Below are 21,913 nucleotides of genomic sequence, written 5' to 3' on the forward strand. Positions count from 1 at the left end.
TCCAAAATTTGATTCAATTGCAACAACTAAATCTACATAATCTAAACTATCTAAACCAAGAGTATCTTTTAAATTTAATTCTGGGGAAATTACATCACCATCTACTTCAAATTCATCAACAAAAATCTCATTTACCTTTTCAATAATTTCTTCGATTGCCATAATCTTTTTAACTTTCTATTTTTTTAACTACAATTGCTGAATTTGTTCCACCAAATCCAAAAGAATTTGACAAATATACATCAAATTTCTTATTTATTGTTTTTGCTGCAATATTTAATTTTTTTGAATCTTCATCAGGATTTTCGAAGTTTATATTAGGAGCTATGAAATCATTTTGCATCATAATTGTGGAGTAAATTATTTCGCTTGCACCAGCCATCCAACACTCATGACCTGTCATAGATTTTGTAGAACTAACATGAGGACCATTTTCTCCAAAAACTTCTAAAATTGCTTTTGCTTCGTTTGCATCACCTAAAGGAGTTGATGTTGCATGAGCATTAATATAACCAACTTCAGACGGATCAATATTTGCTTGCGCAAGCGCTCTTTTCATTGCTGTTGCTGGTCCTTCAACGTTTGGAGTTGAAATATGACCTCCGTTTGAAGAAAATCCGTAACCAATGATTTCGGCTAAAATAGGCGCACCTCTTTTTATAGCAGATTCGTAACTTTCAATAATTAATGTTGCACCACCACCACTTGGAACTAAACCATTTCTACTAGCATCAAATGGTCTTGATGCTTTTGTTGGATTTGCTTCATCTGGCGAAAAAACACCAAGTCCGTCAAAACTTGACATGGCATATTTATTAATTTCTTGCGCTCCACCACTAATAACAATATCTTGTAAACCACTACTTATTAAAAGATAAGCCAAACCTACAGAATGCGAACCACTAGCACAAGCTGCGCTAATTGTCATGTTTACACCACGTAATCTAAATATCGTAGATAAATTCATGGTAACCGTTGAATTCATTGACTTAAAAATAGCTCCTGAACCAATTAAAGCGGTGTCTTTTTTTTCTCTTACAATATCAATTGCATCAATAATGGCTTTAGAAACACTGTCGTTTCCGTACAAAATACCCACTTCATTTTCATCAAAAAAAGCATCATCTATTTTAGCATTTTTTAATGCTTCAATAGTAGCTAAATAAGCATATTCAGTTTCTTCACCAATACTAACTCTTTGTCTTCGGCTTAAATGATTTTTTAAATCAGGTTTAGGAACACTACCTGTTAATGCAGATTGAAACCCGAATTCTTTTCGTTCTTCATCAAAAATAATTCCTGATTTGCCTTCATATAAAGATTGCTTTACTTCTTCTATTGAAGTACCAATACAAGAATAAATTCCCATTCCAGTAATAACAACTCTTCTGCTCATAGCTAATTTTTATGAATAAATTCCACCATTAATATTGATAACTTCGCCTGTAATGTAACCTGCTTTTTTAGAAGTTAAGAAACCAACTAAATCGGCTACTTCTTCTGCTTCTCCAAAACGGTTTACTGGAATCATTTTTATCAATTCTTTTTCGTCTAATTCACCAGTCATATCGGTTCTAATAAATCCTGGGGCTACAGCATTTACGGTTATATTTCTTTTAGCAACTTCTTGTGCCAATGCTTTTGTTGCTGCAACTACAGCTCCTTTTGCGGCAGAATAATTAGTTTGCCCTGGAGTTCCTTTTACCCCAGAAACTGAAACCATATTTACAATTCTACCATATTTGTTGCGTAACATTTTCTGAATAAAAAAGTTAGTTACATTGAAAAAACCATTCAAACTTGTGTTGATTACGTTATTCCAATCTTCATAAGACATCCACATAAATAAACCATCTCTGGTAATTCCGGCATTGTTTACAATGACTTCAACTACGGCTGTTGGATTTGCTTCTTGCCAATTTGTTAATGCTTCTTTTACTTCTTCTGCATCCGAAACATTAAATTTAATAATCTCTCCTGTTGAACCATTTTCTTTTACAACTTCTAATGTTTTTTCAGCTGCTTCAACATTTGATTGATAATTGATTAATATATGATATTCTTTAGATTCTGCTAATTTCTTACAAATTGCACTTCCAATTCCTCTTGATCCACCTGTAACTAATGCACACTTCATAATTTATTTTTTATTGAAATAATTCTGCGTTATCAAACCATTTATCACCTAATACTTTTCCTTCTTTTGTGATAAAACCCCATTTTCCTTTATGTTTAACTCTTGCCAAACCATTAACAAATCCTTTATCATCTTCTTTAAACATAGAAGCTAAACCTCCTGCTGTGATTTGGTAATCGGCTTGAATTACTAATTTACCAGTTTCATCAATAAAACCCCATTCTTTAATTTTAACTGGAGCTAATCCATCTTTACTAAAAATTTCTGCATCTGGATAGCTTAATCCAATAATAACTTCGCCTTTTAAATTAACATAACCCCATTTTTTGTTGATACAAACAGGTGCTAAATTTTTATGAAATGCTTTTGCTTTGTCGTATTTTGGTTCGATAATCCAGTTTCCTTTTAAATCGATGAATCCAATTTTATCATTTTTTCTAGCATAAGTAACATCTTGATATAGGAAATCCCAAATCTTATCTACACCATCAATTGCTTGAAATTTATTTGCGATTACTAAACCAAAAGCTGTTCCTAAACGAGCCCAAGTGATGTTCTTGTAGTAACTTCCAACCTCATCATAAATGGTTTCAATAACTAGCTTTCCTTTGTTATCGATAATTCCCCATTTATCATTTAGTTTTACTTTTGCAAAACCATTTTCAAACGATTTTATTACTTGATAGGTTGGTTGAACGATAATTTCACCTTTTGGATTAATTAGCCCTACTTTATCATTTACTTTAATGAAAGCAACTCCATATTCAAAATCATATACTTTATCAGAAGCTGGCATTTTTAATTCTTCACCTTTTTTATTAATGTAGAACCATTTTTTATCTTTCTCAACAACACAAATTCCACTATTAAAATATTTAGCATTAGAATATGTAGGAGCAATGACCATTTCACCTTTAGAATTGATAAAACCCCATTTTCCATCTTTTTCAACTGCTGCCAAACCATCAGAAAAGTTTTTAGCCACTTTATATTGAGGTTCAATGCTGAAATTTCCTGTTTTGCTGATATAACCAAATTTATCGTTCTGCTTTACAAGAGCATTTTCTTGAGCATAAAAAATTTGACTAAATAAGAATAATAATAAATACTTTTTCATTGTAGAGTAGATTATAATTTTAAGCAATTTAAAATTTATTGTGAAATAATAAAATTTTTGGAAAATAAATTATTGCATCAAATAATCTTTTACTTTTTGAACTATAGGATACATAATTTGATCTTCTTTAAATTCTGGTACGATAGTTCTGATATCATCATACATTTTTCGAGTTACAGAAGATATTTCGTTTTTATAATTTAATGCATCAATAGCTTGAACAATTGTAATTAACTCAATAGCTAAAACTTCAAATGCATTTTCGATTACTTTACTTGCAATTACTGCCGCATTTGTACCCATACTAACAATATCTTGGTTGTCATTATTGTTAGGAATACTATGCACATACATTGGATTAGAAAGCATTTGACTTTCTGCAGTTGTTGAAGTAGCAGTAAATTGAACACCTTGCATTCCGAAATTAAATCCTAAAACACCTAAATTTACGAAAGGAGGCAAAATTTCGTTTAATTTAGAGTTTAATAAATAGTTTAATTGACGTTCAGATAACATAGTTAATTTCGCAATTACAATTTTCAATTTATCCATTTCTAGAGAAATGTAATCTCCGTGAAAATTTCCACCATGATAAACGTGTTTGTTTTTAACATCAACAATTGGATTATCGTTTGCCGAGTTAATTTCGTTTTCTAGAACTTGAGATGTATAATTTATAGTATCTAAGACAGGTCCTAAAATTTGCGGAACACAACGTAATGAATAATATTCTTGTACTTTTTCTTTAAATACATCTTCGTTGTTATTTCCTGAATATAAATGGTCTTCTCTTTTTCTAACTAAAGTACTGTCTGATAAGTTATCGCGCATAAGTTTCGCGATTTCTTGTTGACCAAAATGTTTCTTCGTATTATTTAATTCAAATGAAAGGTGATCGTCATAAGCTTTTACAATTTCGTTGATTGCACAAGAACATTTAACAGACCAATCTAGTACTTTTCTTGAATTATGCACATTAACAATTCCAATACCTGTCATTACGGAAGTTCCGTTCATTAAAGCTAAACCTTCACGAATTTCAACTTTAATTGGTTCTAATTTTTCAATTTCAAAAACTTCTTTTGTAGCACGTCTTTCTCCTTTGTAAAACACTTCACCTTCACCAATTAGTGTTAATGCTAAATGCGCTAATTGCACTAAATCGCCACTTGCACCTACTCCACCGTGTTCAAAAATCAAAGGCGTAATATCTCTATTTAAAAATTCTTTCATTAAATGGATAACTGAAGGATGAACTCCAGAATTACCTAAAGAAAGTGTGTTTAATCGAGCTAGAATTATCGCTTTTACGTTAATTGGACTTATTGGCTTTCCAGTTCCTGATGAATGACTTCTAATTAAATTGTATTGCAATTGTAATCTGTCTTCGTCTTTAATTCTGTATTGAGCCATTGGACCAAAACCAGTATTTACACCATAAATTACTTTATTACCAGAAAATTCCTTTAAAAAGTCAAAACTTTCTTCAACTCTTTTGATAACAGAATCACTTACAGCAACTTTATTGTTGTTAAAAATTATAGATGTAAAATCTTCAATAGACAGATACTCGTTTAACGTGCTCATTATTAATACTTTAAATTTATTTGAAAAATCACAAACAATTTATGCATAAATAAAAAATATGTGATTAAATTTGAAGCGTCAAAGGTAACATATTCTTACAAACAAAAAAGAAAAATATGACACAAGAATTCATTGATGTTCTAGTAATTGGTGCTGGACCATCTGGTTGCGTATCTGCTTCATACTTGCACAACAATAACGTTAAAGTTAAAGTAGTTGAAAAAACTAAATTTCCCAGACTTGTAGTTGGAGAAAGTTTAATCCCAAGAGTAATGGATCATTTTGATGAAGCTGGATTATTTCCTGCTTTAGATAAAATGAATTTTGAAAAGAAACTTGGTGCACGATTTATTCGTGGAAATGAGATTTGCGTTTTTGATTTTAGCAAAAAGTTTTCTGAAGGATGGGATTGGACTTGGCAAGTACCAAGAGCTGATTTTGACAATACATTAGCTGAAGAAGTTATAAATAAAGGAATTGATTTAGAATTTGAATCTGAAGTTATTGCTGTAAAATTTGAAGGTAAAAATTCTATTACAACAATTAAAGATAAAAACGGTAATTTAAGAGAAATTCACGCAAAATTCATTATCGATTCTAGTGGATATGGTAGAGTTTTACCTAGATTATTAGATTTAGACACACCATCAAAATTAGATCCGCATTCTTCTATCTTTACACACGTTCAAGATAAAAACAGACCAGAAGGTGAAGAAGGAACTTTAATTTCGTTTGATATTTTAGAAACCGAAGTTTGGTTATGGGTAATTCCGTTTTCGAATGGAAATACGAGCTTAGGAGTTGTAGGACCAACGTCTTTTATCAATTCATTATCAGATGGAAATAATGCAGAAGCGTTAAGAAATGCTATTCAGTTATCTGATTATTATATTAAACGTTTTGGCGATGTTGAATTTTTATTTGAACCTGTGAAATTAGAAAATTATTCGCGTTCCGTAAAACAAATGTATGGAGATGGTTTTGCCTTAACTGGAAACAGTTCAGAATTCTTAGATCCTGTTTTCTCATCTGGAGTTGCTTTTGCAACCGAATCGGGAATGTTAGCAGCGAAATTAATTCACAAAGAATTAAACGGCACTGAAGTAAATTGGGAAAAAGAATTTACAGAATATATGAAAAGTGGAATCGGCGTTTTTACTACTTATGTAAAAGAATGGTACACTGGAAATTTACAAACACTTTTCTTTCATCAACCTGAAAACCCAGATGTTAAAGAGAAAATTTGTGCTGTATTAGCTGGTTATGTTTGGGATCAAAACAATCCTTTTGTTAAAAAACATGACAATGTTATTAAAAACATGGCACACATGATAAACTTAGAAAAACAACAATAAAAAAAGGGCAATTTAAAATTGCCCTTTTTTTATTATTTTAATATTACTTTAATCATAATATCTTCTTTCTTCTTTTTGTAAACTTCTAACATAAAAGAATTTTCACTCGTTTTAAAAACTCGATTCACTGAAAATTGATGCATTTGAAAATCTTCAATATCGCGTCCGTTTAAAATGGAACTTTTTGTTAATGAACCATCTGAATCAGCAATTTTTACAGCTGTTAAATAACCACCTTGGCCATCTGAATGAAGTGCTGGAGTTTTATCAATTGGTAAATCAATATTTTTTACATTATCTAAGAATACTAAATAATGGTGATCATTTGCACTAAAATATTTGTACGACATTCCACCTTGACCTCTACCTCCTGATTGGGTTTTCGGAATTTTTTTCATCCAATTTAGTTCGCCATTAACCCCAATTTTAGTGATTAAAATATCATTATAAAAATAACGAACATATGTACTTGTTGAGCCATTTGGTCCCATTGAAGTGTGAGTAACAACAAAATCTTGTTCACCTACTAGAATTAAACTTCCATCATTGTTAACAATTAAATCTTTTAGGAATAAATTTGAAAACTTTGGAACGTCGCCTTTTTTCTCTTTCTTATCGTTTTTCTTTTTAGTTTTTTCACTTTCATATTGATTGATTATTTCAGCAGGAATATCATGAGAAACACTATCATAGATGTTTCCTTGCTTATCAATTTTAAAAGCTAAAACACCATCGCTATCATCTAAATCTCCTTTTCCATTACTAAAAAATCCACCACAAACTAAAAAGTTTTGAGGAGAATCAAACAACCATAATTTTGTGATAAACTTATCTTTGTTTTCAAATCTTGAAATTTTTAATTCATTGGTTTCATTTTTGATAAAAAATAATTCTAAATGGTAGTTTGCTAATTCATCTTTACTTCTTTTTTTATCATCATTACTATCATCATGAAAAACTTTTGTTAATAAATACAAATTACCATCGTTGTCTAATTGATAATCTAAATTATCCATTCTTCTTTCAGTGTATGGCATTTTAATTTCTCTTTCAGAAATTTGAGTTAAGTTATCTCCAAAAGCAACTAAACCAATAACATCATAGCTTTTTTTATCATTTCTAACTTCTGGTTTTTTTCGATATTGAACCAACATTTTTTTTCTATCATGAGAAACCAAAAAATCAAATTTATCTTGAGTTCCATCAATCATATCATATAATCCTCCTCCAAAAAAACTAAAGTTTTTCTTTCCTGAAAGTTTTCCATTGATTTCTATTATCAATTTAGGAGTCATAAATTCTCCTTTATCAAAATCAATTTCTACAGAAAATAATTGCTCTTTATCTTCATCACCATTCCATGAAGAATAAAACACATAAAATTTTGAATCAAATTCTAAAACGTCTTCAACTCTATAATTTTTTGGAAAAAACTTCTCATACAGTTTTTCTTTTAGATAGGCTGGTTTATCAGAATCAAATTTTTGGATTAACACCTTTTTTTCATCAAACTTAATAGCTATAGATTGATTGTTTTTAGAAAAATAAATCTTTTCTGATGCGTCAAAAACTTTATAAGGAGCACTTACCGTGTAACTATAATCTTTAGACAACTCCTTCTGAGAAAAAATAAAATTAATTGTAAAAAGTAAAACGAATAGTATATTCTTTTTCATTATTATAAAAATTAAAAACTGCCTAATTTCTTAGACAGTTTCATTTATTAAAATTAGGCTTAATTATTTAATTTGCTTTGCAATAACTTTAGCTAAAGTTTTTCCAGTCTTAGCAAAACCTTCACCAATTCTAGTTTCATTACTGAAGTTACTACCCCATTGATCACCAGGAGCATTTTCACTAGACATAACAACTAAAGTATTTGATCTATTTGCTGTTTCAACAATTTTAATATTAGTTGTAACTTTAGCTGGTTGTTTCATCATAGCAACGTCCCATCCTGGATAAATCCAAACAACTTCAACAATTAATGTATATTTAGCCGATGTTAAACCTTCTTGAAAAGAAATATTCGTTTTTTCTTTAGAACTTACAACATTAATTAATTCTAAAAATTTAGGATTCCAGATCATTTCTTTACTTCCTTGCCATTTCTTTTTCCAAATATCTCCAACACCTTTTTTCTCATTTAACTCAGTAGCTCTATTAGTAACATATTGCTCTTCAGTTAAATTTTCTTTCATTAATTTCAAATTTGAATAGTCAAATTCAACGTTAACTTCTTTAACACCTGCTAAAAATTTGAAATCACCGCTTTCAATTTTTGTCTTTTGAGCCATAACAACAGAAGAAGCTATGAATAACACTAATGTTACAATTTTTTTCATAATTAAGATTTGTTTAAGTTATATAAAACAAATTTATATTAAATAATTTAATTATTTACAAATCTTTTTTCATACTTTTGTTTAATAAATTTACCGAAAAGATGAACAACGTTAAAAATGTATTCAGTATCAAAGATTTAGAAAATCTTTCAGGCATAAAAGCACATACTATTCGTATTTGGGAAAAACGCTACAATGTTTTAGAACCTATGCGCTCTGATACTAACATTCGTTCGTATGATATTAAGAATTTACAAAAACTATTAAACATCGTTTTGCTTCATAATTACGGATATAAAATATCTAAAATTGGTTCGCTTACGCAAGAGCAAATAAACAAACTTGCAAACGATATTATTTCCGAAAAAAGTGCCAAAAATCATGCTATTAGTACTTTTAATATGGCGATGATGAATTTTGATCAATCTTTGTTTTTCAATACTTATAACCAATTACTAAGTGAAAAATCTTTTCGTGAAGTATTTTACACGGTATTTATTCCTTTAATGCAAGAAATTGGATTCCTATGGCAAACCGAAACAATTACACCCGCTCACGAACATTTTATAAGTTATCTAATTAAACAGAAATTATTAATTAATACAGAAAAAGTTCAAATTTTAGAACCTACAAGAACTGATAAAGTTTTTGTATTATTCCTTCCTTTAAACGAAGTACACGAATTAGGTTTAATGTATTTGAATTACGAAATACTTTTAAAAGGATATCAAACCATTTACTTAGGAGAAAGTATTCCAACAGAAAGTTTGTTAGACCTTATCAATTCTTACGAAAAAATAACCTTTGTTAGTTATTTAACCGTGGAACCAAATCAGGAAGAAGTTAATAATTATATAACTGATATTCAATCTAAACTTCTTGAAAATACCAATCACGAACTTTTATTATTAGGTAGAATGACAGAATTTATTGAAACCAAAACACTTAATAATAACGTACATATTTTTAATAGCATAGAAGAACTTTCAAATACTTTGTAAAAAGATTTGTTTTGTTTAACTTTTTTACTATTTTTGTTAAACAAAATAAAAACAAGTGAGTAAAAATATCGCCATAATCGGTTCAGGATTTTCTTCGTTAGCAGCAGCTTGCTATTTAGCAAAACAAGGTAACGATGTAACTGTTTACGAAAAAAATAGTACCATAGGAGGAAGAGCTCGTCAACTTAAAAAGGAAGGCTTTACTTTCGATATTGGTCCGACTTGGTATTGGATGCCCGATGTTTTTGAGCGTTTCTTTACTGACTTTGGCAAAAAACCTTCCGATTATTACGAATTGATAAAACTTTCTCCAGCTTATCAAGTGTATTTTGGTCACTTAGATTTTGTAACCATTGCTGATAATTTACCCGAAATTGTAAAAACCTTTGAATCCATTGAAAAAGGAAGCGGAAAGCAATTAGAGCAATTTATGGCTGAAGCTAAAAGTAATTACGATATTGCTATTAAAGATTTGGTATATCGTCCAGGAGAATCGCCTTTAGAATTGATTACTTTAGAAACAGCAAAAAAAGTGAATCAATTTTTTAGTAACATTAAAAAAGATGTTCGAAAAAGATTCAAAAATATGAAATTGGTTCAAATTTTAGAATTTCCAGTTTTGTTTTTAGGAGCTAAACCAAGTGATACACCTTCATTTTATAACTTTATGAACTTTGCCGATTTTGGTTTGGGAACTTGGCATCCTAAAAACGGAATGTATTCGGTAATTTTAGCAATGGAAACACTGGCTAAAGAACTAGGTGTTAAAATCGAAACCAATGCTAATGTTCAAAAAATTGATGTTACTAATGGAAAAGCAACTGGTTTATTGGTGAATAATAAAATTATCACAGCAGATGTAATTCTAAGTGGAGCCGATTATCATCACTCGGAAACTTTGTTAGATGAAAAACATCGTCAGTATTCTGAAAAATATTGGGATAACAAAACATTTGCTCCTTCTTCGCTCCTATTTTATGTAGGATTTGATAAGAAAATCGAAAACGTAGAACATCACTCTTTATTCTTTGATGTAGATTTCGATATTCATGCAGAAGCTATTTATGACAATCCAAAATGGCCTGAAGAGCCACTATTCTACGCAAGTTTTCCATCAAAAACCGATGAAAACTCAGCTCCAGAAGGTAAAGAAGCAGGAATATTTTTGATTCCATTAGCACCTGGATTAGAAGACACAAACGAGTTAAGAGAATTGTATTTTGAAAAAATAATCACCCGATTAGAAAAATTAACCAATCAAAAAGTAAAAAATAACATTATCTTTAAAGAATCGTTTTGTGTAAATGATTTTGTTAAAGAATATAATTCGTACAAAGGGAATGCGTATGGTATGGCAAATACCTTATTGCAAACTGCTTTTTTAAGACCTAAATTGAAAAGTAAAAAAGTGCAAAACTTGTACTTTACTGGACAGTTAACCGTACCAGGACCGGGAGTTCCTCCGTCTTTAATTTCAGGAAAATTAGTTGCCGATTTAATAAAAAAGTATCAATAGTATGAAATCCATTTTTGATAACGTTTCATTTGATTGTAGCGTAAAAGTTACAAAAGCATACAGCACATCATTTTCATCTGCTGTAAAAATGTTGGCTCCAAGCATCCGACAAGATATTTATAATATCTATGGGTTTGTTCGTTTTGCTGACGAAATTGTTGACACTTTTCACGATTACGACAAAGAAGCTTTGTTTTCGCAATTTGAAAACGAATTAAGTTTAGCGCTTTCGCAAAAAATAAGTTTAAATCCTATTTTAAATTCGTTTCAACATACCGTAAATAAATACAATATTACAATGGAATTGATTGATGCGTTTATGAACAGTATGAAATTGGATTTACATAAATCGGTTTACACTACTGTGGAAGAATACAATCAGTACATTTATGGTTCGGCAGATGTTGTGGGTTTAATGTGTTTGAAAGTTTTTGTAAATGGAAATGATGAAAAATACGAAGAATTAAAACATAGTGCGATGCGTTTAGGTTCGGCTTTTCAAAAAGTGAATTTCTTACGCGATTTAAAAGCCGATTATGAAGATTTAAGCAGAACTTATTTCCCAAATACCGATTTATCTCGCTTAGATGAAGCTTCAAAACAGCAAATTATCAATGAAATTCAAGCTGATTTTGATGCGGGTTTTGAAGGAATTCAAAAATTACCTTTAGAAGCTAAATTCGGCGTTTACACTGCTTATATTTACTATAAGAAATTACTAAGTAAATTGAAAAAAACACCTTCTGTGGAAATCAAAAATACGAGAATTCGTGTTCCTGATTATGAAAAAGTAGGATTGTTAGCAAAATGCTACTTGAATTACAGATTGAATATTTTGTAATTCTAATTGTCATGCTGAACTCGTTTCAGCATCATAAATTAATTTAATTATTGAAATTTAAAATATTATGTGGATACATATCTTAGTTTTTTTTACCACTTTTTGCTTTATGGAATTTATGGCTTGGTTTAGTCACAAATACATTATGCATGGTTTTTTATGGAGTTTACATGCTGACCATCATAAAAAAGATCACGATTCATGGTTTGAACGAAATGATGCATTTTTTATTTTTTATGCTTTGGTAAGTATTGGTTGTTTTTTACTTTGGAAATACAACATCTTAGAAATTGGTTTAGCTATTGGAATTGGAATTTTTGCTTACGGATTGGCTTATTTCTTAGTTCATGATATTTTTATTCACCAACGCTTTAAGTTGTTTAGAAATGCAAACAATCGTTATGCTAAGGCTGTTAGACGTGCTCACAAAATGCATCACAAACATATTGGAAAAGAACATGGAGAATGTTTTGGAATGTTAATCGTTCCTTTGAAATACTTCAAAAACTAAAAAATCCCGCAGTTGCGGGATTTTTTTATTTCATAAGTTGTTGTAAAGGTTTCAATTGCTCCATATCGACTTGTGATTTTTGGAGTAAACTCAGCATATTCATAATATGTGTTGGATTCATATCGTTTCCTAAAACACGAACTACTGCAAAACCATTTTCTTTCTTTCCAGCTAAAACAACAAACTCTTCAATGTGTTCGTCATCATTTCCAACGAAATAAATAGCTGCACCATCATTACCTGAACCAGCTTTCATTAATTGTTGATAGCTTTCGTCTTTCAAAATAGCTTTCACTTCTTTGATTTCTTTATCATATCCAGTAATATCTGTAGAATCAGTTCTAAAAGCCAAAATATTCATTTTTTCGAACGATTCTAATGCGGCTTTTTCCGTTTCTGATAATTCAACTTTATCCGTTTTAATGATATTGGAAGCTAAATCCAATGCAATAAACTTAGATGATTCCGTGTTTTTCACAAAATACTTTTGAAGCGTTGGTTTGTCTTCACAACTCCAAAGTAAAATCACACAAGAAACAAGTAATACTAACTTTTTCATGGTTTATTTTTTAGAAGCTTTTTTCAAATCATCGCCACCTGGCAAGCTCATTTTTTCGGTTAAAACAGAAATTTCATCTAAACTAAAGTTTCCTGTTAATGATAAAACTACGGTTCCGGCATCCTTCACATTAGAACCTTCAATAAACATTAAAAGCTCTCTTACTATGTTTTCGTTAGCTCCAGATTTTACATAAATTTTTACGTTTTTACCATCGCCATTCACACGCATTAATTCTTCTAATGGATTCGATTTTAAGTAACTATTTACAGTCGCTTTCATATCAGAACTAATTTTTGCGTTACTAGTAGTAAAAACTTTTAAGTTGTCTAATTTTTTAAGCAAGTTCATGTATTGTTGCATTTCTTTGTCTTTTGCATCCACTTTAACTTTACTCATCATTTCAAACATCTTCTTGTTTACAACCACTGTTGCAACACCTTCTTTATCTTCAAATTTATCAAAAGCGCCTTGTGCAAAAGAAACTGTTGATGCCATTAAAAATGCTATAACTACTACTAAATTTTTCATTTTTCTTTTATTTAAAAATTGTTTTTGTTGTTTTTTCGTATTCTTCTAAATATACTACACTTTTCATGCCAATGTTTACTTGTTCTGAAACCATTAACAAAGCTTTTTGTGTAGCTGCAAAGGCTTCTTCTGGATTATCATACGTTCCTAAATCTTCATATTTAGGTTCAGATGGATAAAAATAGAAGGTTGCCAATCCAAAAAGCGCTACAAAACTTGCAGCGATACCTATCCATTTTACAGTACTTTGTTTTCTAGGTTGTAATGGAAGTTTTTGCTCGAATTGCGTTCCTTTTTGTATTTCAAAGTAACCAAATAGCGATTGATATTTTGCCAAATGTGGCGCCACATCGTTGGAAGAAAAATAGGCCTTTAATTGTTTTTCTTCTGCTATTGTAGTTTCACCTTGAAAGTATTTTTCCAATAATTGTTCAACTAACTTGAGTTCCATAATTATGTGTTTTTTCTATTTGTTCTCTTAAGGTTTTTCGTGCTCTTGATAAAGCTACTCGAACCGCTGTTTCATTCATTTCTAATACTTGAGCAATTTCTGAAAATTCGTATTCTTCAATTTCTCTTAGTTGTAATATCAATCGTTGTTGTTCGGGTAAATCGTTCATTAACTTTTCTACCCATTGTAACGTATTTTGATACTCTATTTGCGTTTCTACACTCGCTTGCTTATCTTGATAATTGTTATGTACAATTTGCAAATTCGTAACTCTTTTGCTTTTGAGTTGATCCAAACAATAATTCTTGGTCATCGTCATCGCTAAAGCTTCTACACTATTGTATTGTTCTAAAGCGCTATTCTTATTCCACAATCTAACCAACACTTCCTGAGTCGCATCTTCTGCTTCTTCGGTACTAACGAGCATTCGTTTCGCTAAACGAAATAACTTATCCTTGAAAGGAGTAATTATTTGCACAAACTCGTTTTGGTTCATAGTAATTGGTTGGTTTATAATGAAGACGAATGTAATTTAATTTTGTTACAAAAAGAAATGTAATTATCTTTATAAAAAAAAGTATATGAAAAGATTTATGTTGGCTTTACTTGCAATACTTTTTGCTCAAAGTGTTGTAAAATGTACTGACGACTACGATGATAACATATCGTACGGGTCTGTAAATAATTTTGTTTGGAAAGGTCTTAACCTTTATTACTTCTGGCTTTCTGATTCTCCTGATCTAGCAGATGATCGTTTTGATTCAAGTAGTGATTATGACAACTTTATTAATTCTTTTAATTCTCCAGAAGAGATTTTTAATCATTTATTAGTTGCCCCTACAATTGATCGTTACAGTGTTATTTTTTCAGATTATACTGTGCTAGAAGAAATATTGAGCGGTTCTCAAAAAAGCAATGGTGTCGATTATGAATTGAGATTTAGAGAAGGAAGTACAACGGAATTATTTGGTTGGGTTCGATATATTCAACCAAATTCTGACGCATCAACTAAAAATATTCAACGAGGAGATATTTTTTATGCAGTGAATGGAATTTCTTTAAATACTTCAAATTATATTAATCTGCTTAATCTAGAAAATTACACTTTAAACTTTGCAGAATTTGACAATGGGGCTATTACTCCAAATGGGGATTCTGTTATGCTAACTAAAACAAACTATTCCGAAAATCCAGTTTACATCAGAAAAGTATTTGTAGAAGGGACTAAAAAAATAGGATACTTAATGTATAATGGTTTTTATGCAAATTATGAAACAGAGCTAAATAATGCATTTGGATATTTTCAAAATGAAGGAATTACTCACTTAGTACTAGATTTACGATACAATTCGGGTGGTTCTATAAATACAGCTACTCGATTGGCAAGTATGATAACTGGACAATTTAATAATCAAATTTTCGCAAAACAACAATGGAATTATAAAATTGAAAATTTAATCAACAATCCTGAACAACTTTTAAATAGATTTACAAATTCTCTCGCTAATGGCAATAGTATTAACCATCTAAATTTAAACAAAATTTTCATATTAACTACAAAACGTTCAGCCTCTGCAAGTGAATTAGTTATTAATGGTCTTGCTCCCTATATAAATGTTGTTCAAATAGGCGATGCAACAGCTGGAAAAAATGTTGGATCTATCACGCTTTATGACTCTCCTACTTTTAGAAAAGAAAATGTAAATCCTAACCACAAATATGCTATGCAGCCTATTGTATTAAAAATTGCAAACAATAATAATTTCAGTGAATATACAAATGGTTTATCTCCTAATTTAACCCAACTTGAAGACTTAGACAATTTAGGTACAATTGGAGAAATTTCCGATCCTCTTTTAAATGCAACAATAAATTATATTAATTTAAATGGTAGATTTCAGCAAAGTTTACCTGAAAAAATATTTAACCATTTTGAAGATAGTAAATCTATGCGCTTGTTTGGTGATGAAATGTATTTGGAATAAAAAAGAGGGCGAATTGCCCTCTTTTATTTCTTTATCTAAAACATGAAATTCAAACCTAATTTATAATTTCTTCCTCTTGAATTATAACCAATTACTTCTTGAAAATCTTCATTAAGTATATTAGTTACAGTTCCAAAAACATGTAAACGATTTGGCAATAATTCATACGAAATATTAGAGTTAACCAACTGATAAGCCGCTAAATTAACAGCTTGCGTTGCCCAAATATTCGAATCATAATATGCATCACTTCTATGATCAACATATTGATAATTGATTCCGAAAGTTCCTCTTTTGAATTTGTAATTCAAATCAACATTTCCTTTGTGCTTTGGTATCAAACGGTTTAATTGTTGTTCTACTTCTGTAAATGTATAATTTCCACCAATATTGAAACGTTCTGATATGGTATAACGAACGCTTGTTTCCACTCCTTTTGCATTGTAAGTTCCGTCGATGTTGATATAATTTGAAGCAAACGTTATTGGATCAGTAAAAAATCCAAACGTATTTTCTTCTTCTCTATAAAAACCAACCGCATTTATCGTTAATTTTTTGTCCAATAATTGCGATTCAAAACCAAATTCTGCCGTAGCATTTTCTTCTGGCGTTAAGTCTAAATTTCCGTAAGGACCGTATAATTGGTATAAACTTGGCGTGATATATCCACCACTAATTGAGCCTAAAATCTTTAATGGTAAATTTTTAAAAGTATAGCTTGGATTAATGTTTAACACATAATATGTGTCATATTCACTGTGAAAATTTAGCCTAAGACCAGCATTCAAATTAAAACCAAAATTAGAATTATAAACAAAATTTGCATATGGATCTAACAAATTAAACTTAGCTCCTTCTTTTGCAACATCAGTATAAGCGTCTTTTTGTGTCATATCGAAATATTGATATTGCGCACCTAAAACTAAATATACTTGCTTGCTGAAGTTGTATTTATTGAAAGCATCAATCGAAACACTTCTTCCTGAATAATTGTAATTATCAATCGTTCCCGACCAAGAATTTGAAATATTTAAAACTCTATCAATTGTTGAAGCTCCTGCGTTAATAGCAAATTCTCCTTTATTGTATTTGTATTTTGGTAAAAATCCGATTCTGAATTGTTCCGAAAAACTATTGTTGTTTAAATCGTCTGCATTAGCGATAATTCCGTCAAACGAATTGTCGAACGTGTTTTTAATACGGTCATAATTTCCGAAAAATTCAAAACTCAATTTATCATTCGCTTTGAAACCAATTTTCTGCAACACATTCACTCTCGAAAATGTATCTTCTTCAAAATTTTCTCCTGCAGCTTCCGACATTCCTTTAGTTTCTGTGCTATTCAAAGTCGTCATGTACGAAACTTTATTAACTGTTCCGTTTAGCGATAATCCTTGATTGAAATCTTGTGCGCTTGTTTTAGAAGTATTTGAAGTATTTTGCGTTCCCATATTGATGTACGCATTACCAGAAATTTCCTTTTTAGCTGATTTCTTCAAAGTAATATTAATAACTCCAGTTGCAGCTCCAGTTCCGTATAACGTACTCGAAGCGCCTTTCATTACTTCAATTTTCTCGATTTGTTCTACTGGAATTAAACGTAAATCATATTCAATGTTAATTCCTGAAGCATCAGAAACCGGAACACCATCAATATAAATAGCTACTTGACGATTACGACCACCACGAATGTAATAACCTAAGTTCTTTCCATTAAACGATTGATTTCCGTTGATTTCCACTCCAGCAACTTGACTCAAAACATTAGCTAAATTTTGACCTTTTTTAGCTTCTAAGTTTTCTGCTGTAATAACTTCAATAATTTTACCTGATTTTTCTTTGCTTTGCGCAAATTTTGTGTCGGAAACGACCACTTCTTTTAAATTAGTCACTTTTAGCGTATCTGATTCTTGAGCATACGCAAAAGCAGTAGCTAGTGTAAATACACTTAAGCCAATAAACTTTTTGTTCATTTTAGGGTTAATAAAAAACTTGCTGAAATAATTTTTTCAACACGTAGAATCATAGATGAAATAGAATATAAAAAGGCATTTCATTTAACATAGATAACAAAGCGCTATGTGTAAAAATAATTTTTCTAAAACAACCTTCAAAATAAACTAGATACTATGTGACTATGTGTTTAAACCAATCACTTCAATCAATAATTAATAATTTGGGAGAAAAGCACAGAATTTACCCATACTCAAACTTTTTTTCCCGAAAGTTTGTTACTCAATGAATATGGCAGGTCTCCTGGCTTGCGTCTTGTTATCAACCTTCCCATCGAAAGTTAGAAGTTAGAAGTTAGAAGTCAGAAGTTAGAAAGCATAATTTCTAAAGTCTTAATTCTCAATTCTTAATTCCAAATTACCAACAGTGGTATTGTAGATAATAACAAGCTTGATAGCTTACAGTTGCGGGTACAGCTTAGGTTTTTCACCTAATTCCCTTTTAATGTTGTTTTGAAAAATTCAGAAACAACAACCAAAATTCGAGGGCAAAGGTATTATATTTTTATAAAAATGCAATATTTACTAAACATCTTTCAAAAAACTACTTCTTCTTATTCATCTTACGCCACAACCAAATAAAGCCAATAACAAAGTGTGCCAAAATAATAGTTGCTACTGCATAAAGGAAAGCGTTAGAATCTGTTCTCATGTTTTTTATTACAAATTTAGTGGTTTTTGATAAAACGTTTGGCATCATTTGTTACATATAATCTGTTTTTGAATGTAAAGTACTACTTTTGCAAAAAACATTTTCATGCGCCACTATTTCATTTTAGTAATTTTATTTTTTGGATTTACCCAATGTAAAGAATCAGAAAGTTCTGCAAATCCGAATACTTCTGCACAAAACAGTATTCAAAATGCGGAAGGATTTTCAATCGAAAAATACAATGGATTTTCGGTGGTAAAAGTTTCGAATGCTTATCCTGAAGCAAAAGATGATTACACCTACATTCTTCATAAAAAAGGTGTTCAAATTCCAGATAGTTTACAACAATTTACTGCGATTGAAATACCAATCAAAAAAGTAATCGTTACTTCAACAACGCATATTCCGGCTTTAGAATCATTAGGAGTAGAAAATACATTAATAGGTTTTCCAACTACACAATACATTTCATCAGAAAAAACAAGAGCTTTAATTGACGCTGGAAAAGTGAGAGATTTAGGTTCTAATCAAGGATTAAACATCGAAGTCATTTTAGACATTCAACCTGATTTAATTGTTGGTTTTAGTGTAGATGGCGATTTGAAAACCTACAAAAACCTAGAAAAGAACGGTCAGAAAATCATTTTCAATGGAGATTGGACCGAAAAAACACCTTTGGGAAAAGCAGAATGGATTAAGTTCTTCGGCGCTTTATATGATTTAGACAATAAAGCAATAGAAATCTTCAACTCAATTGAAAAGGAATACAATTCCGTTTTAGCTTTAGCGAAAAATGCTAAAACCCAACCCACTATTTTTGCCGGTGCTATCTATGAAGACCAATGGTTTTTACCACAAGGCGATAGTTGGGCAGCCTATTTCTTAAAAGAAGCTAACGGAAATTATTTATGGAAAGATTCCAAAGGAACAGGAAGCTTAGCTTTATCTTTCGAAAGTGTTTTAGATAAAGCCAAAGACGCTGATTTTTGGATTGGTCCAGGACAATTTGGTTCGATTCAAGAAATTATGAATAGTAATCCAAATTACATTCACTTTAAAGCCGTAAAGAACAAAAACGTGTATTCATTTAGCACTAAAAAAGGAAAAACAGGCGGTGTTATTTATTACGAATTAGCACAAAACCGACCTGATTTAGTTTTAAAAGACATCGTAAAAATTTTACATCCCGAAATGTTACCCGATTATGAATTGTTCTTTTTTGAGAAGTTGAAGTAAACACAAATTTCACTAATTAACACGAATTATTTTTCTTGAAATTTCTAACATTTCTTAAATCTGTGTTCCCAAAATAGATTCTAAAAACGTAATTTAGCCAAAAATTCAACGCATGCCATTAACCAAAAAACAAAATTTTCTCTTCATCCTTTTGCTTGTAGCAATGGTGTTTTTGTTTTTGGTGAATATTAGCTTAGGTTCGGTTTCTATTCCATTAAAAGAAGTGGTTAACGGACTTTTATCGCAAGACATGAGTAAGGAAAGTTGGGAAATTATTCTGTGGAATTTCCGCTTTCCAAAAGCTATTACCGCAATTTTAGTAGGAATTGGACTTTCGATGAGCGGCTTGTTGATGCAAACGTTGTTTAGAAATCCGTTGGCTGGACCTTATGTTTTGGGATTGAGTTCGGGAGCGAGTTTGGGAGTGGCGTTTATCATTTTAGGAACTGGATTTTTACCTACCTTCATCTCATCCTTCTTTTTATCGAATTATGGATTAATTCTAGCTTCAAGTTTAGGCAGTTTATTGGTTTTTATGGCCGTTTTATTGGTGTCGAAAAAACTTAAAGACACCATGGCAATTTTGATTGTCGGATTAATGTTTGGAAGTTTTACAAGTGCTATTGTTTCGGTGCTTTCTTATTTTACTACTGCTGAAAAATTACAGAAATTCACCTTTTGGTCAATGGGAAGCATTTCGAATTTATCTTGGAATGAAATTTCGCTTTTATCCATTTTTGTTATCATCGGAATTGGAATTAGTTTTATGGTTATCAAACCTTTAAACGCTTTATTGTTGGGAGAAAAATATGCTCAAAGTATCGGAATCAATTATAAGAAAACACGTTTTTTAATCATCATTGCCACCAGTATTTTAGCAGGAAGTATTACCGCTTTTGCAGGTCCGATTGCTTTTATAGGATTAGCAGTTCCGCATATGGCGAAATTGTTGTTTCAAACCAGTAATCATTTTGTGTTGTTTTGGAGTACGCTGTTACTTGGAGCGATTGTAATGCTTTGTTGCGATACGATTGCACAAGTTCCAGGAAATGATATTACTTTACCAATTAACGCGATAACTTCTGTAATTGGAGCACCTGTAGTGATTTGGTTGTTAGTTAAGAAGAAAAGGTTTTAGGAACACAGATTAAAGAAATGAAAGAAATCAACTTAAATGAACTTTTATGTAATTTTTATAAATACTTCCAACTTATATGACTTATATGTTTAAAAATTAATCCGTAGCAATAAATAAGAATGACCCAACAAAATTTCATCATACAAACCTCAAATCTTTCGATTGGCTACAAATCCAAATCGGAAACGATTACTATTGCTCAAAACATCAATCTTAGTTTAGAAAAGGGCAAATTAATCGCATTAATCGGTGAAAACGGAATCGGAAAATCTACATTATTAAAAACTATTACTGGAATTATTCCACCATTATCGGGTGAAATAACTTTACTAAACAAGTCGCTTCAAAATTACAAACCTATTGATTTAGCACAAGAATTAAGCATCGTTCTAACTGAAAAATTGCCACCAAGTAATTTAACCGTTTACGAAATAATCGCTTTAGGAAGACAGCCTTACACCAATTGGCTAGGAACATTATCTGAAGAAGACAAAATTAAAATTGAAGAAGCAATTGCATTAACCGAAATTCAACATTTGGTTCACAAAAAACATGACGAAATCAGTGATGGTCAGTTACAAATTGCTTTGATTGCTCGGGCTTTGGCTCAAGATACTTCGATTATCATTTTAGACGAACCTACGACACATTTAGATTTGGTTCATAAAGCGACTTTATTAAAATTGTTGCAAAAACTCGCGCACGAAACAGGCAAAACCATTCTCTACTCTACTCATGACATCGATTTAGCGATTCAAATGACAGACGAAATGATTGTGTTTACACCAAACAAAATTGTACAAGACCAACCTTGTAATTTAATTCAAACTGGGATTTTTAATACCTTATTTGATACCGAACATTTGACTTTTGATGCTACTATTGGCAAGTTCAAAATCAAATAATTTATCCCAATTTTACATTTTGTTTAACGACTAG

General features: G+C 30.7%; 21 protein-coding genes and 1 riboswitch. Of the genes, 9 read left to right on the top strand and 12 right to left on the bottom strand.

Annotated elements, in window-relative coordinates; all coding sequences use genetic code 11:
• The 5 genes from L6Q46_RS02060 to L6Q46_RS02080 form a co-directional block, all read right to left on the bottom strand.
• A partial coding sequence (locus L6Q46_RS02060; protein ID WP_291282912.1) for a phosphopantetheine-binding protein occupies window positions 1-162 on the bottom strand: 162 nt, incomplete at its 3' end.
• A 7-nt stretch (window positions 163-169) separates the two neighbouring features.
• Complete coding sequence (locus L6Q46_RS02065) at window positions 170-1,396, bottom strand: beta-ketoacyl-[acyl-carrier-protein] synthase family protein (protein ID WP_111565552.1); 1,227 nt, start codon at window positions 1,394-1,396, stop codon at window positions 170-172.
• A 9-nt stretch (window positions 1,397-1,405) separates the two neighbouring features.
• Window positions 1,406-2,137: a 3-oxoacyl-ACP reductase FabG gene (gene fabG, locus L6Q46_RS02070; RefSeq protein ID WP_291282889.1), complete on the bottom strand. Its 732-nt coding sequence runs from the start codon at window positions 2,135-2,137 to the stop codon at window positions 1,406-1,408.
• A 10-nt stretch (window positions 2,138-2,147) separates the two neighbouring features.
• Window positions 2,148-3,254 (bottom strand): WG repeat-containing protein, encoded by a 1,107-nt coding sequence (locus L6Q46_RS02075; protein ID WP_291282890.1) that lies wholly within the window; start codon window positions 3,252-3,254, stop codon window positions 2,148-2,150.
• 69 nt (window positions 3,255-3,323) lie between these two features.
• Window positions 3,324-4,841, bottom strand: a complete 1,518-nt coding sequence (locus L6Q46_RS02080) for an aromatic amino acid ammonia-lyase (RefSeq protein ID WP_291282891.1) — start codon at window positions 4,839-4,841, stop codon at window positions 3,324-3,326.
• A 116-nt stretch (window positions 4,842-4,957) separates the two neighbouring features.
• Here L6Q46_RS02080 and L6Q46_RS02085 point away from each other — a divergent pair, with 116 nt between their 5' ends.
• A complete protein-coding gene (locus L6Q46_RS02085; RefSeq protein WP_291282892.1) occupies window positions 4,958-6,196 on the top strand; it encodes an NAD(P)/FAD-dependent oxidoreductase in 1,239 nt (412 codons plus the stop codon).
• Window positions 6,197-6,228: 32 nt separating this feature from the next.
• On the opposite strand, the gene L6Q46_RS02090 is transcribed toward L6Q46_RS02085, so the two are convergent.
• Together L6Q46_RS02090 and L6Q46_RS02095 are read right to left on the bottom strand one after the other, a co-directional pair.
• Entirely contained in the window at window positions 6,229-7,872 is a 1,644-nt protein-coding gene (locus L6Q46_RS02090) for a hypothetical protein (RefSeq protein ID WP_291282893.1), read from the bottom strand.
• A gap of 63 nt (window positions 7,873-7,935) precedes the next feature.
• Window positions 7,936-8,541: a hypothetical protein gene (locus L6Q46_RS02095; protein WP_291282894.1), complete on the bottom strand. Its 606-nt coding sequence runs from the start codon at window positions 8,539-8,541 to the stop codon at window positions 7,936-7,938.
• Window positions 8,542-8,642: 101 nt separating this feature from the next.
• On the opposite strand from L6Q46_RS02095, the gene L6Q46_RS02100 reads away from it, so the two are divergent.
• From L6Q46_RS02100 to L6Q46_RS02115, 4 genes are all read left to right on the top strand, one after another.
• Window positions 8,643-9,542 carry a MerR family transcriptional regulator gene (locus L6Q46_RS02100; RefSeq protein ID WP_291282895.1) on the top strand — a complete coding sequence of 300 codons (900 nt, stop codon included), beginning with the start codon at window positions 8,643-8,645 and terminating at the stop codon, window positions 9,540-9,542.
• 55 nt (window positions 9,543-9,597) lie between these two features.
• Window positions 9,598-11,058 (top strand): phytoene desaturase family protein, encoded by a 1,461-nt coding sequence (crtI, locus tag L6Q46_RS02105; protein WP_291282896.1) that lies wholly within the window; start codon window positions 9,598-9,600, stop codon window positions 11,056-11,058.
• A 1-nt stretch (window position 11,059) separates the two neighbouring features.
• Window positions 11,060-11,899, top strand: coding sequence for a phytoene/squalene synthase family protein (locus L6Q46_RS02110; protein ID WP_291282897.1), 840 nt, complete (start codon window positions 11,060-11,062; stop codon window positions 11,897-11,899).
• 67 nt (window positions 11,900-11,966) lie between these two features.
• A complete protein-coding gene (locus L6Q46_RS02115; RefSeq protein WP_291282898.1) occupies window positions 11,967-12,410 on the top strand; it encodes a sterol desaturase family protein in 444 nt (147 codons plus the stop codon).
• 25 nt (window positions 12,411-12,435) lie between these two features.
• Here L6Q46_RS02115 and L6Q46_RS02120 read toward each other — a convergent pair whose 3' ends face one another.
• From L6Q46_RS02120 to L6Q46_RS02135, 4 genes are read right to left on the bottom strand one after another with little or no spacing between them, the layout of a single operon-like run.
• Complete coding sequence (locus L6Q46_RS02120) at window positions 12,436-12,969, bottom strand: DUF4252 domain-containing protein (protein ID WP_291282899.1); 534 nt, start codon at window positions 12,967-12,969, stop codon at window positions 12,436-12,438.
• Between the two features lie 3 nt (window positions 12,970-12,972).
• The gene (locus L6Q46_RS02125) at window positions 12,973-13,500 is read right to left on the bottom strand and encodes a DUF4252 domain-containing protein (protein ID WP_111565540.1); all 528 of its coding nucleotides are present in this window, start codon (window positions 13,498-13,500) and stop codon (window positions 12,973-12,975) included.
• Between the two features lie 7 nt (window positions 13,501-13,507).
• Window positions 13,508-13,951 carry a hypothetical protein gene (locus L6Q46_RS02130; RefSeq protein ID WP_291282900.1) on the bottom strand — a complete coding sequence of 148 codons (444 nt, stop codon included), beginning with the start codon at window positions 13,949-13,951 and terminating at the stop codon, window positions 13,508-13,510.
• Window positions 13,932-14,447, bottom strand: a complete 516-nt coding sequence (locus tag L6Q46_RS02135) for a sigma-70 family RNA polymerase sigma factor (protein ID WP_291282901.1) — start codon at window positions 14,445-14,447, stop codon at window positions 13,932-13,934. The genes L6Q46_RS02130 and L6Q46_RS02135 overlap by 20 nt, the downstream gene beginning before the upstream one ends.
• 85 nt (window positions 14,448-14,532) lie before the next feature.
• Here L6Q46_RS02135 and L6Q46_RS02140 point away from each other — a divergent pair, with 85 nt between their 5' ends.
• Window positions 14,533-15,936: a S41 family peptidase gene (locus L6Q46_RS02140; protein WP_291282902.1), complete on the top strand. Its 1,404-nt coding sequence runs from the start codon at window positions 14,533-14,535 to the stop codon at window positions 15,934-15,936.
• A gap of 35 nt (window positions 15,937-15,971) precedes the next feature.
• Here the strand turns inward: L6Q46_RS02140 and L6Q46_RS02145 are convergent, their stop codons facing one another.
• Window positions 15,972-17,909: a TonB-dependent receptor gene (locus tag L6Q46_RS02145; protein WP_291282903.1), complete on the bottom strand. Its 1,938-nt coding sequence runs from the start codon at window positions 17,907-17,909 to the stop codon at window positions 15,972-15,974.
• Between the two features lie 255 nt (window positions 17,910-18,164).
• Window positions 18,165-18,443: riboswitch (cobalamin riboswitch) on the bottom strand.
• Between the two features lie 262 nt (window positions 18,444-18,705).
• Between L6Q46_RS02145 and L6Q46_RS02150 the strand changes: the two genes are divergently transcribed.
• The 3 genes from L6Q46_RS02150 (at window position 18,706) to L6Q46_RS02160 (ending at window position 21,879) form a co-directional block, all read left to right on the top strand.
• The gene (locus tag L6Q46_RS02150) at window positions 18,706-19,836 is read left to right on the top strand and encodes an ABC transporter substrate-binding protein (protein WP_291282904.1); all 1,131 of its coding nucleotides are present in this window, start codon (window positions 18,706-18,708) and stop codon (window positions 19,834-19,836) included.
• 112 nt (window positions 19,837-19,948) lie between these two features.
• The gene (locus L6Q46_RS02155) at window positions 19,949-20,974 is read left to right on the top strand and encodes an iron ABC transporter permease (RefSeq protein WP_291282905.1); all 1,026 of its coding nucleotides are present in this window, start codon (window positions 19,949-19,951) and stop codon (window positions 20,972-20,974) included.
• Between the two features lie 119 nt (window positions 20,975-21,093).
• Window positions 21,094-21,879, top strand: coding sequence for an ABC transporter ATP-binding protein (locus L6Q46_RS02160; RefSeq protein WP_291282906.1), 786 nt, complete (start codon window positions 21,094-21,096; stop codon window positions 21,877-21,879).
• Window positions 21,880-21,913: the final 34 nt, after the last annotated feature.

This window comes from Flavobacterium sp., from assembly GCF_023151265.1.
Classification (GTDB): Bacteria; Bacteroidota; Bacteroidia; order Flavobacteriales; family Flavobacteriaceae; genus Flavobacterium.